The sequence below is a fragment of the Roseivirga echinicomitans genome, from assembly GCF_001592935.1.
GTDB classification, from domain to species: domain Bacteria; phylum Bacteroidota; class Bacteroidia; order Cytophagales; family Cyclobacteriaceae; genus Roseivirga; species Roseivirga echinicomitans.
Window position 1 is genome coordinate 1 of sequence record NZ_LRDB01000014.1, and the last position, 12,744, is coordinate 12,744.

The 12,744-nt window shown below is 40.1% G+C and carries 9 protein-coding genes; 7 read left to right on the top strand and 2 right to left on the bottom strand.

Features of this window, described 5'->3' with window-relative positions; genetic code table 11:
- Positions 1-2,182, bottom strand: a 2,182-nt coding sequence (locus tag AWN68_RS10690) for an ABC transporter permease (protein ID WP_068415238.1), incomplete at its 3' end; no start/stop codon positions are given.
- Between the two features lie 155 nt (positions 2,183-2,337).
- Here AWN68_RS10690 and AWN68_RS10695 point away from each other — a divergent pair.
- The 7 genes from AWN68_RS10695 (at position 2,338) to AWN68_RS10725 (ending at position 11,908) form a co-directional block, all read left to right on the top strand.
- Positions 2,338-3,711, top strand: a complete 1,374-nt coding sequence (locus AWN68_RS10695) for a sigma-54-dependent transcriptional regulator (RefSeq protein ID WP_068415241.1) — start codon at positions 2,338-2,340, stop codon at positions 3,709-3,711.
- A 77-nt stretch (positions 3,712-3,788) separates the two neighbouring features.
- On the top strand, positions 3,789-4,508 hold the full coding sequence (locus AWN68_RS10700) for a DUF2071 domain-containing protein (RefSeq protein WP_068415243.1): 720 nt from the start codon (positions 3,789-3,791) through the stop codon (positions 4,506-4,508).
- Positions 4,509-4,625: 117 nt separating this feature from the next.
- Positions 4,626-5,930 (top strand): sensor histidine kinase, encoded by a 1,305-nt coding sequence (locus AWN68_RS10705; protein ID WP_245657997.1) that lies wholly within the window; start codon positions 4,626-4,628, stop codon positions 5,928-5,930.
- Positions 5,931-6,254: 324 nt separating this feature from the next.
- Entirely contained in the window at positions 6,255-6,584 is a 330-nt protein-coding gene (locus AWN68_RS10710; protein ID WP_068415247.1) for a GIY-YIG nuclease family protein, read from the top strand.
- Positions 6,585-6,956: 372 nt separating this feature from the next.
- On the top strand, positions 6,957-8,606 hold the full coding sequence (locus tag AWN68_RS10715; protein ID WP_068415248.1) for a hypothetical protein: 1,650 nt from the start codon (positions 6,957-6,959) through the stop codon (positions 8,604-8,606).
- 89 nt (positions 8,607-8,695) lie between these two features.
- Positions 8,696-9,937 carry a cation:proton antiporter gene (locus AWN68_RS10720; protein WP_068415249.1) on the top strand — a complete coding sequence of 414 codons (1,242 nt, stop codon included), beginning with the start codon at positions 8,696-8,698 and terminating at the stop codon, positions 9,935-9,937.
- 108 nt (positions 9,938-10,045) lie between these two features.
- Positions 10,046-11,908 carry a glycoside hydrolase family 36 protein gene (locus tag AWN68_RS10725; protein WP_068415250.1) on the top strand — a complete coding sequence of 621 codons (1,863 nt, stop codon included), beginning with the start codon at positions 10,046-10,048 and terminating at the stop codon, positions 11,906-11,908.
- A gap of 53 nt (positions 11,909-11,961) precedes the next feature.
- Here the strand turns inward: AWN68_RS10725 and AWN68_RS10730 are convergent, their stop codons facing one another.
- A complete protein-coding gene (locus AWN68_RS10730; RefSeq protein WP_068415253.1) occupies positions 11,962-12,744 on the bottom strand; it encodes a hypothetical protein in 783 nt (260 codons plus the stop codon).

Below are 12,744 nucleotides of genomic sequence, written 5' to 3' on the forward strand. Positions count from 1 at the left end.
TTTGCCCTACTGAAGCACCCAATACCTTCCTAATTCCTATCTCTTTAGTTTTCTGACTGGCCAAAAAGGCGACCAAACCATACAGTCCTAAACAGCCAATGAGAATGGCAATGCCAGAAAAAATCTGGAAGAGGTTCATCATATTGGCCTCCTCTTCATAATTCTCCATTATACTTTCAGAAAATAGAGAGTAATCGAAAAGCACATTTGGATATTGCTTTGTCCATGCGGCTTCAAGGGCAGAAATCACATTCCCCATTTGTTTATCGGTTCCTTCAAAACGAAGGGCTCCTTCATAGAAATAACCTTGATATGTAACCAAAATAGTAGGTTCAATTTTCTCTTTCAGTGATTTTGTATGGAAGTCATTTATCACGGCAATTACTCTTTTTGCCTCAGCAAAGCCGCTTTCTATTTGTTCCCCTATGGCATCCTCGGGGTTTTCAATCCCCATTAAATCCATGACCGATTTAGAAATAATCGCAACATCCAGCGTATCAGTGGCATTAAAGTTTCTACCGGCCAGAATCTCGATACCATACAAATCCAAGTAATTTTCGTCCGCAACTTTATAGGCCGCATCGTAAGAACCTTCCATTTCGAGCGGGGCATAACCGAAACTCGAGCCTATATTGTTATCAGATAATGGTGATGAAAAATTGAAGCTTATCTTTTCTATTCCTGCGAATGTTGAAAGCTCATTTCTCAACGGATTGAGTTTTTCGCTTGCATTAGTTGGTAGGGGAAAAGTAACAATGGATGTTTTTCTAAAGCCCAAGTCCTTCTCCTCGAAGAATTGCATTTGAGAGATAACCACCAGCGTACAAACCACCAATAGTTGTGAAATAACAAATTGAAAAACCACCAAGCCCCTGCGAGTATTCACATTACCAGAAAGTGCCGATTGGCCTTTGTTTTTCAATGCCATTACAGGTGCCAGTCTGGATAAAATCAATGAGGGATATAAGCCAGCCATCAAAGTGACTCCTGCTGTTATCCCCAGCAAAATCATAATAAGCTGAGGGTCTTGAAGTAGGTTGAGTGATAGATTATATCCAACAAACTGCTCCATGTTTTTCATCATCAGTTCAGCAGCGCCCAACGATATCAAAACTGAAATGATGGTGATAAAAAAAGTTTCACCCAAAAATTGCTGCATCAACTGCTCCTTTCTTCCGCCCAAAACCTTACGAATACCAACTTCCTTCGACCGCTTTATGGCCAAAGCCGTAGATAAATTCACGAAATTGATACAAGCAGTCAAGATTAAGAAAACTCCGATGGCTATTGGTATGGTCAGAAAATCAGAAGAAACCCCTGCGTCATTATAAGTGTTATACTGAGGCTGAAAATGGATATCGGCCATTGCTTGAAAGCCATACACCGTATTTTCCGGGTCTTCTGGCATATATTTTTTTACAATCTCTGTCAAGGCAGCCTCTATTTGGATATCCTCCACCCCTTTCGCCTTCAGAAAAAAGACATTGGCATTTGACGAAGTTGAGTTCCATGATTCTGGCTGATAGAAATCGAAAATTGACTTGATAGCCTCATATTCAATTATAAAGCTAAAAGGCACTGAACTGTTCACTGGCGGGTCTTTTACCACAGCCGTTATAAAAACGTCAAGTTTATCATTGAGCCTAACCTCTTTACCTATTACTCTGTCATAACCGCCATCAGTAATGCCGAAGAGTTTTTCAACCAAAGAAACCGAAATAACAGCGGAATTTGGCTTGTCCAAAGCGGTTTCAGGATTACCCAATTCAAACTCATAATCAAAAAGATTGAAGTACTCTTTGTCGGCAAAAGTAATACCATCCCTTTGCGCAAAGTGCTGTAAATCACCAATGGAATTGGTAATACTCAATTGACTTTCCCCTATTCCAAAAGTCCGAACAGGCACGCCATAGTCAGGATAGTCGGTTTTAAAGGCAAGTGTAAAAGGATTCTGAATTCCCGCATCAAACTCTACCTGATTTGGGCTTTCAGTTCGTTTGGTAAACCTATAGAGGTTATCAAAATTGCTTTGGTACTGATCGAAACTCTTTTCGAAAAGCACAATTTTAAAGAGAACAATGGCTGCGCTAATTCCTAGTGCCAGCCCAAACACATTAATAATCGTGTAAGTCTTGTTTCTGGTAAGGTTTCTGAAAGCTGTTGTGATATAGTTTTTGAGCATAGTTTGACCTTTATGATACAGCTGCCATACCAATAGCAGTGCCAAACATATATACAATTGATTTACTGATAGTTACATCCAATTCGGAAAATAAATAGTCTATATATCGTTTGTTTTCAATACATTTAACTGTTTGGTTTTGATACAGTATCTCCATGAGTAAGACAGAAGCAAAAATTTTAGTGGTTGACGATGATATTGATGTGCTTAACACCGCACGGATGTATTTGAAACAGCAGTTCACACTGGTTCAAATTGAAAATGACCCAGAGCAAATCCCCGATCACTTAGAGCGTGAAGCCTTCGATGTAGTGTTGCTCGATATGAATTTCAAGAAAGGAGACAACGAAGGAGAAGAAGGTTTGAAGTGGCTCAACCGAATTCTAACCATCGATCCAAACGCGATAGTGATACTGATTACAGCCTATGGTGAATTTGACTTGGCGGTGAAAGCTGTAAAGTCTGGTGCTACCGACTTTCTGCCTAAACCATGGAAAAACGAAAAGCTCTTCGGCACTATTCAATCCGCCCTACAGCTAAGGCAAAGCAAGCTGGAAGTCGACCGACTGAAAAGCACTCAAAAAACGCTCTCCAGCGAGATTGATCAAAAGTTCGAGAACTTCATTGGTGAATCATTGCCCATACAAAAGGTCTTCTCTTTAATTGAAAAAGTAGGCCCCACCGAAGCCAATGTCTTGGTTTTGGGTGAAAATGGAACTGGAAAAGAGTTGGCCGCTCGTGCCTTACATCGCCAGTCGGAGCGAAAGGGCAAGGTTTTCATCAATGTAGATTTAGGCTCTATCAGCGAAAACCTTTTTGAAAGCGAACTCTTTGGCCATGTACGAGGCGCCTTTACAGATGCCAAAGAAGACAAACCCGGTAGGTTTGAGCTGGCTTCTGGCGGCACACTTTTTTTAGATGAAATAGGTAATCTCTCTCTTCCTTTACAAGCCAAACTCCTCACCGTTTTACAACAAAGAAAAGTAAGTCGAGTGGGTTCAGGAAAAGAAATCTCAGTTGATATTCGTTTGATCTGCGCCACCAATATGCCATTGTACGAAATGGTGAAGGAAGGCACTTTCCGCCAAGATTTGCTCTACAGAATTAATACCGTGGAACTGAGAATGCCCGCACTAGCCGAAAGAACTGAGGATATCGATTTACTCGTGCAGCATTTTATGCAGCTCTACGGTAAGAAATATCAGAAACCGAAAATGCGAATTGATCAAAATACCATTGCCAAACTCAAGAAGTATCATTGGCCTGGGAATATTCGCGAACTGCAACATGCCATAGAACGTGCCATCATTTTGGCTGATGACCATAAGCTTACCGCTGACGATTTTGTACTTCAACCTAACCGCAGTAACAAACGTTTGGAGGAAGATATTCTAGACCTTTCAGAAATGGAAAAGCGCCTCATCTTAAAAGCGCTAGATAAGAACAACGGAAACGTAACCCGTGCCGCGAAAGATCTGGGCATTGATCGGTTGGCTTTGTATAGAAGACTTCAGAAATACGGACTGTAGTTGAGTTAAGGGTTAATAGGAATGAGTTATTAGGCAGAAGTTATCAGTTATCAGTTATCCGAAAATAGAAATCAGGAATGAAAATACCCGTAATTCAAGGAGTAATTGATCGAAGAATTCTTATTAACTATCAAATTGATAAGGATGTACTTGAATCTTTCTTGCCACACCCTTTCAAGCCCAAATTAGTGAAGGGCAAAGGGATAGCTGGTATCTGCTTGATCCGATTAAAGGAAATCAGACCAAAAGGCCTCCCAAAAAGCATAGGCATTTCCTCTGAAAACGGAGCCCACCGAATTGCAGTAGAATGGGAGTCAGAAGGAATCACAAAAGAAGGAGTCTACATTCCTCGAAGAGATACTTCATCTAGACTCAACGCTTTCGCAGGAGGCACTCTCTTTCCAGGAGAACATCATTTGGCCGATTTTAAAGTGAGTGAATTAAGTGGTAATTATGAAGTATCGTTTGAAAGCAATGATCAAACAAAGCTTTTAATTTTGGCTAAAGTGACCGAAAAATGGGGCGACAATAGTATATTCCAAAACATCAATGAGGCCTCATCATTTTTTGAACAAGGCGCTGTTGGCTATTCACCTAATAACAAAAAGACATTTGACGGATTAGAATTAAAAACCACAAACTGGAAAGTAACACCTCTCGAGGTTTTAAAGGTTGAATCTAGTTTTTTCGACAACGAACAAGTATTCCCAAAAGGGTCTGTGAAGTTTGACAACGCATTATTAATGAAGAACATCTCCCACGAATGGATCGGTCTAGAAGAAATATGCTCCAAATAAAAGAACCCATGAACATTAACCTCTTAACCAATACACTCATAACCCTTAACTATTAACTAACCAAAAATGGTTTCAAAGCGATTCAGCCTTCTTGTAATAATTCGGATAACGTTATTGATGTTAACGCTAACGGGCTTGGCTTTTATTTTCGCCAAAACTGAGTTGTTCTTCAATCAAATCATTCTGCTTTCTATTGTTATTATTCAGGTGGCTGAGTTGATACGCTTTATCACCTTCACCAACAGAGAACTGGCAAAACTTCTCTTGGCCATTCGCTATTCAGATTTTTCGATTTCATTTAAAGGCAAGAAGCACGGCAAATCCTTTCAGGAATTACAAGATGCTTTTGTGGAAATTATAGAAGCCTTTAAAAAAGTATCCGTTGAAAAGGAAGCCCAGTTCAGGTTTCTAAAAGTGATTGTAGACAATGTGAACGTGGGGATCATTGCCATAAAGGAAGAGCATCAAATTGAGCTCATGAATAAAACCGCCCAAACTCTTTTAGGGGTTGGCGTACCCAATTATTGGAAGCAACTACAACAGCTTTCCCCTCAATTTTCTCGTGAATTTTCTGAGATGGACGACAACGAAAGAAAGTTAATTGAACTGAACGTTAAAGGTGATAAACTTCAAATTTCCGCCCATGTTACCCGACTGAAAATTTTAAACTTCAGGTACTCGATCATCACTTTTCAGAACATTAAGTCGGAGATTGAACAGAAGGAAATTGAGGCTTGGCATAAGCTTATTCGTATTCTTACGCACGAAATCATGAACTCGGTCACGCCTATTACTTCACTTACGGAAACCATGCAGATGATGCTACACAAAGGCGAAAACCTTGAGAAGTCCATTGACGAAATTTCTGAAGAAGATTTGGCCGACATCCGTTTTTCATTGGAAACCATTCAAAGGCGAAGTGAAGGCCTTCTCCATTTTGTGGACGATTATCGTAAACTCACCCGAGTTAAAAATCTGGACAAAGAGCGCACAGATGCCATTGAATTATTAGAAAACATGGCGCAGCTCATGAAGCCAGAGCTTCAGAAAGAGAACATCACATTGGAACTTCACCTTAAAAGTGCCTTCGAACTTTCTATCGACAGAAAATTAATTGAACAGGTGCTGATTAACCTAATTACGAATGCAAAGCATGCATTAAAGGAGACTGAAAACCCTCGAATCACTTTAAGGACTTATTTCCGAGAGTCAGAAAAAGTAATTGAAGTGACGGACAACGGAATGGGAATTGAAGAAAGTAAGATTGATCAAATTTTCATTCCTTTCTTCTCTACAAAAGAACAGGGTTCTGGAATTGGGCTGAGCCTTTCTAAGCAAATCATGAAAAAGCACAAAGGTGACCTCACCGTCAAATCAGAGAAAGACCAAGGTGCCAGTTTCTTTTTAGTGTTTAAGTATTGAGTTCAACAGTTGCATAGTCTACAGACTTACCTGACCCAGCCACTTCTCACCTCACAAACCCCAAAGCTAAATCATGCTGTAAGCATCTTTTTCAGTAACACAAGAAAACAAATTGTGAGTAGCAGACTACTACGCCCTTTGAAAAAAGCCCTACGGGATGACTGAATAGTTAGCTTGTCTGGCTAAATAATCTCTTTCGTACAAACTTCAAAGTTAAGTCATGCTGTAAGCATCTTTTTCAGTAACACAAGAAACCGTCCATTCGAGCAACCAAAATCAGAAAGTAATTCTCATTTTTTATTTCCGAATTCAGTATTTTCAAACATGAAAGGTTTTCATGTCTACATTACAACTAACCCCTTAAAAGACTCTTTGTATACAGGCATGACCAACAACTTAGAATATCGAATCATTGAACATTATCTGAACAGAGGGCATAAGAAGACTTTCGCTGGCAGGTACTACTGCTATTGTCTACTTTATTACGAGTTTCATCATTCTGCTGTAGGTGCTATAGAAAGGGAAAAGGAAATTAAAAGCTGGACAAGAGTTAAGAAAGAAGAACTTATAAACTCAATAAATTCAGAATGGCTGTTTTTGAATGATGAAATAACACCTTGGCCACCTGAACCTGATGTTACGGGGAGGGCTTAGCATCATTTTCAGTACAACAAGAAAACGAGTTGCGAGCAGCCAACTACTGCGTTGCGTGAAAAGACCCCTACAGGGATGAATGTAAAGCTGGCGTCAACTCTTACATAAAATCGTTCGCACAATATCTAAAGCTAAGTCATGCTGTAAGCATCCTTTTCAGTAGAACAAGAAAAGCAACAGTGGGACCTGTGATACGTGAAAAGATCCCTACGGGATGACTGCAAGATCTGGCTTATCTGGTTAAGCCTCGGCATTGATACAAACCTCAACGTTAAGTCATGCTGTAAGCATCCTTTTCAGAATAGAAAGAAACTCATTGCCACACTCAAAAACATTCTGGAACACTTTGTGTAATTTAGAAGGGTATCTGCTATGGAAAAACCATCAAAAACTTGGCTCAGAATATTCAAAATTACGGGAATCACTGTATTGACAGTAGGTTTATTGCTCTCAATCTTCGTTACCTTCTTTCTCAAAGACATCATTAACAATCGTTTAAAAAAAGAAATTAAAGATACATTTGGGGATTTTTATACCCTATCGTTTGAAAATAGCTACACCTCTTTATCATGGAATGGCTTCAATATAGAATTTGAAAAAGTGGAGTTCGAAACAGACACTGCAAACAAATTCATGATGATCCGTTACCCCGCAGTTTTCTTTAAAACCAACTCGTTCAAAGTAGTCAATATCAACATTTCAGACCTTTTGTTTCGCTCTGTAATTGACGTAAACAAAGTAGCCATTGAAAAGCCTGAACTACTCTTCTTCATTCCAGAAAAAGAGAGCTTAATAGGAAATAACAACTCTAAGAATGAAGACTCGAAAAAGAGTGCAATCGGGAGTATCCAAGTAGCCAACTTCGACCTCACTGATGGACATGCCTCTTTCGTCTTTCATCGAAATTTAGCAGATACGCTCTACGCTGGAAAGCAGGTAAATGTAAAAATGGAAGATCTAAAAATTGATCTCAATTCTACTGAAAACATCATTAAAACCTCCAAAGTTGAACAAGTGGCTTTTTCGCTGAACGAAATCCTACTGAGCCCAAAAGACTCAGACTATAAATACCTGATTGACGGCATCAACTTTAACTATAGAGACGAATTACTCCAGTGCTTTGGCGTAGAAATAACTGCAAAAAGAGACCCTTATAAAATGACCTTGGAGAGTCAGTTTCGAAAAACCATTTTCAATATCACTTTAGATACCCTCACTTATCAGTCAGGAAATTTTAAAGAACTGAAAGACCTTTCTTCCATAAAAGGCAAGACCTTACATTTGATCGGATTGGACATGAATCTTGTGAGAAACAAAAGCGTTCCACTGGATGAAACGCTCTATAAAGAACTATTTCACCAGTCCTTCCTCAACCTCCCAATCCCTGTTGAAGTTGATACTCTGTATTTAAAAGATAGCAGCATTGATTATAAAATCTATAGCGACAAAGAGCTTCAACCTGGCAACTTAATACTGACACAGCTGAATGCTACAATTGCTAACCTTTATACTGAAAAGGAAAAACGTAACAGTATTAAAGCGGACTTTGAGGGTGTTTTCATGCAAGATGCCCCTTTTAAGTTCGAATTTAACCTTCCATTAAACGACCCTAATAATCATACCTACAAAGGCTACATTGGCCCAATGAAACTCACTAGCCTCAACCCACTAATTGCTAACCTCACAAGGGTCAAGTTGGCGGAAGGTAAAATCAACAGCATCAACTTTGAGGGCCGAGGAAACCAGTTAACAAACTGGGGAACCATGCGCTCTGACTTTGAAGGATTAAAACTGAAAGTAACAGACAATCAAAATAATGAACGTTGGTTGCAGTCTGGTTTAGGCAACCTAATTACTAGGAGAAACAACAGAGGAAGCAAAAATGGACTCGCAGATTCAATTGAATACGTTTTTGAGCGCCCACCCTTCAAAGACCACCTCACACTTTATGCAGGAGGTTTGATTGAAGGTTTTGCACTAAGTATTCTTCCTGAATCGGTATATAACCTCATCATGCCGTAATAATCGAAATGATTATTGCTCTTCTTTATCACACAATTCGATTAAAGGTTTTATTTTGCCATTACTGGTTTAAACCTTAATAGAAGTCAATGGACATTTTCAGCATCATTACCATACTTATTGTTCTTTCGGCAGTGTTTGCCTTTATCAATACCAAATTTCTGAAACTGCCTTTCACAATCGGGCTTATGCTCATTGCGATTTGCTTTACCCTCGTTCTCACTATTCTAGGAAGTTTCAACCATTACATCTTAGATGAAGCCAAAATACTCATTGAATCCATCGACTTCGAAACTGCCTTGCTCGACATTATGCTGAGCTTTTTGCTATTTGCAGGAGCGCTTCATACTAAACTCGATGCTCTTAAAAAACATAGAGTTCCCATTGCGCTATTTGCTACCATGGGCGTGGTGGTTTCTACCTTTATTATTGGAACGCTGATGTACTATGTGGCCATTCTCATCGGGCATGAAATCAATTACATCTATTGTTTGCTCTTTGGCGCTTTAATTTCTCCTACTGACCCTATTGCAGTTTTAGGGATTCTGAAAGATGCCAACGCACCCAAAAAACTCGAAATCAAAATTGTAGGAGAATCGCTGTTTAATGATGGGGTTGGCGTAGTTGTATTCTTGGTGATTTATAAAATTGCGGAACAAGGTTTGGCTTCGGTTGAGGCTACTGAAGTAAGCTTTCTTTTCTTCGAAGAAGTAGTGGGTGGAATTGCCCTCGGCCTTATTGGCGGATGGCTAGTATTCCAGCTTATGAGAACCATAGACCATTATGAAACCGAGGTAATTATTACGCTTGCCTTAGTAATGGGGCTCTCGGCTTTAGCCCATTTACTCCATGTTTCAGGGCCTTTGGCGGTTGTGGTTGCCGGTATTTTCATAGGAAATAAATCCCCCAAAATTGCTTGGTCAACGACCACACAGAATTATGTAGATAAATTCTGGGAGTTGCTCGATGTTTTACTCAACGCCATTCTATTTGTATTAATCGGTTTAGAATTGCTTGTGATCACCATCAATGGTGAATACATCACCTTTGGTTTAATTGCCATTCCAGTAGCGCTTATCGCCAGATATTTAGCCCTAGCTGGCCCGGTAGCATTGTTTAAAAAGAAATTAGATTTCATTCCAAAAACCAACCTCATTATGACTTGGGGTGGAATTCGAGGAGGAATCTCCATTGCCTTAGCGCTATCGCTGAAACCAGAAATGGAGCGCGAGCTTTTCCTGACCGTCACTTATATTATAGTGGTTTTCTCGATCATTGGTCAAGGCTTAACCATAGGCCCATTGGTAAAAAGGGTGTTGAAGAATAAGTAATATGACTTTAGGAGCGTTAATCATTTTGGCGCACCTAAATTCCACCATTTATAAATCGGAGTTCGGAAGGTTCATATATTAGGTTATTTTTGAGGAAACCATTTAGCTATGCATTTTTTCAAACCAACCTATTACAAATCACTCTTGCTGCTCAGCTTTGCTTTTTGCGCTTGCAGCTCTCCTACTGAAAACCTAAGTATCAACACCACCGAACCCGATTTCGATCCAATTTTGGTAGAAATGGACAGCATTCAGGTGAGTGGAGACCTTGGCGATTTTAAAGTAACCAAAAGCCAAAAGCAGATTGAAGAAGGTTTACAAATCATCACTTTCAAATTCGAAGCAGAAAAACCAAGTGAGCTAAAGCCCGTGTCTTTGTCTTTCAATTTTCCTTCAGTGGATATTAATGGCTATTGGAACCCGACCAATAATGATAGAACGAATTATTACAGAAGTCCACTAAGCTCAAAAGCATCGCAATGGGCGCCTGTCCTCACCCTCTACAATAACAGGCTTCAGAACAGAATTACATTTGCCCTTTCAGACGCGTTAAACAAAGTGGACATCAGCAGCTATTTGCGTGAGGAAGATGTGAAGTTTTACCCCAACATCAGGCTCTTTACAGAGCGTATGCCTAAAACCACTTCTTATGAAATTGAACTGAGAATTGACACTCGACCACTTCCTTATTACGAAGCTGTTGAAAAAGTGAGCGCATGGTGGGCTTCTAAACCAGAATACACTCCGCTTGCTGTTCCGGATATCGCAAAGCGACCAATGTATTCTACTTGGTACAGCTATCATCAGGGCATTACTGCCGAAGAAATTATTAAGGAATCTGCGATTGCTAAATCATTGGGCACCGATGCCGTAATTGTTGACGATGGTTGGCAAACGCTTGATGGCAACCGAGGTTACGCCTACACTGGCGACTGGGAGCCCGATAGAATTCCTGACATGAAGGGTTTTGTAGATGGTGTGCATGCCACTGGCATGAAATTCATTCTTTGGTACTCGCTTCCGTTTATGGGGGAGAACGCCAAGAATTTTGAGCGATTCAAAGGCAAATACCTTTTCTACTGGAACGGACAAGGCACCTGGATTATGGACCCGCGTTATCCTGAAGTAAGGGAGTACATCATCAATACTTATGAAAAAGCACTAGACGACTGGGGACTTGATGGTTTCAAGCTCGATTTCATCGGTCGTTTTTCGGCACAAGCCGATACAGATTTGACGGCCAGAAATGGACGAGATTTCGCCTCGGTCAACGAAGCCACGGATCATTTAATGACGGAAGTCATGAACCGACTTAAGGCCAAAAAACCAGACATTATGATCGAATTCCGTCAGCCATACATTGGCCCATTGATGCGGAAATTTGGAAATATGTTGCGAGGCACCGATGTCCCGAACAATGCAGTGGCCAACCGAGTAGAGACCACCACTTTGCGCATTATGGCTGGAAATACAGCCGTTCATGCCGATATGTTTATTTGGAGAAAAGAAGAGTCTGTTGAGTCGGCTGCGCTTCAAATCTTAAATATTCTGTACAGTGTACCTCAGCTTTCCGTTCGTTTGGAAGAAATCCCTGAGCATCATTTGAATATGATCCGTTATTGGTTCAAGTATTGGAATGAGAACCGCGACATACTTCTCGATTCTAAATTTATTCCTTCAAACCCAAGTGCCAATTACCCCATGCTAACCGCCCACAATGGCAAAAAGCAGATCACCACCCTTTTCGAAGAGCTTTTGGTAAGACCAGAAAGTGACAATCTTTCTGCTTTGGACATTGTGAATGCCAAGGGCAGCAAAATCATTATGCTGGAACTGGCAAAAGATTGGAAGGGCAATATTGCCGTTTTCGATACTGAAGGAAATGAGGTACTGAACAAGTCGGTTACTTTAAAAGCAGGCCTCAACCGCTTAGAAGCCCCACTTTCTGGAATGATTAAATTGACTAAATAGGCTAGTCAAAAGAAATCAAGTAGGTGGCTAGCGGTCAATCAACCATCAGCCACCTACTCATAATACACCACCACTTTAGGCTGTTCGGGTAATGCCCTATAAATGGCCGTTAACGCTTTATCGTTGGCTTCTAAAATTACCGAAGGCTGATATTCATAAGGTTGAAAATTGACCATAGCAGTTAAAAAAGACTTTGTCCTTTCCATTCTTCTCCCCGACCAAAAACTACGGTTGGCTTTTTTATCTACCGAAGTGAGGTCCTCATCTTGCGTAATAAGAAAGTGGATTCCGTTGTCGGTAATCAACTTGATGAAAACAGGTTGGTGCACCAAAGTGTCGGGTGTCGTAACCGAAGTCAGTAATTCTTCTGGGTTTTTGGGCGCTATCTTTTCAATAATAGGCTCCTTTATAATACTGGCTTCAGACAGCGTTACAGACAGAGGTTTTGAAAATGTTTGTATGTACATGCCCTGAGGTAATTTTCTGAGCATTGGATCAAGCTTCATTGAGGTCATTTTCACATTGTAAATCACTACGCCATTGATAAATAACCCTAAGGTGCTGTCTGGCACATTGATGATTAAATGGATAGAATCCTTCTTTGAAAGGCTTAATAAAGCATCTCTATAAGCGATCAAACGTTGAATCGAATCTAATTTAGCGTCATTATAAACCGCTATTGTTTCTTGATTTTTCTTCCATTCTGCCAATTTGTTTACTGGAGCCATGGCATACTTTACCAGCCCAAAAATTATTATGATCAGTATCATCGCTAAAGCGATATATAAGAAAATTGTCTTCCCGCTTTTGCTTAGGTTTTTTTCTTGCGCTTCCAT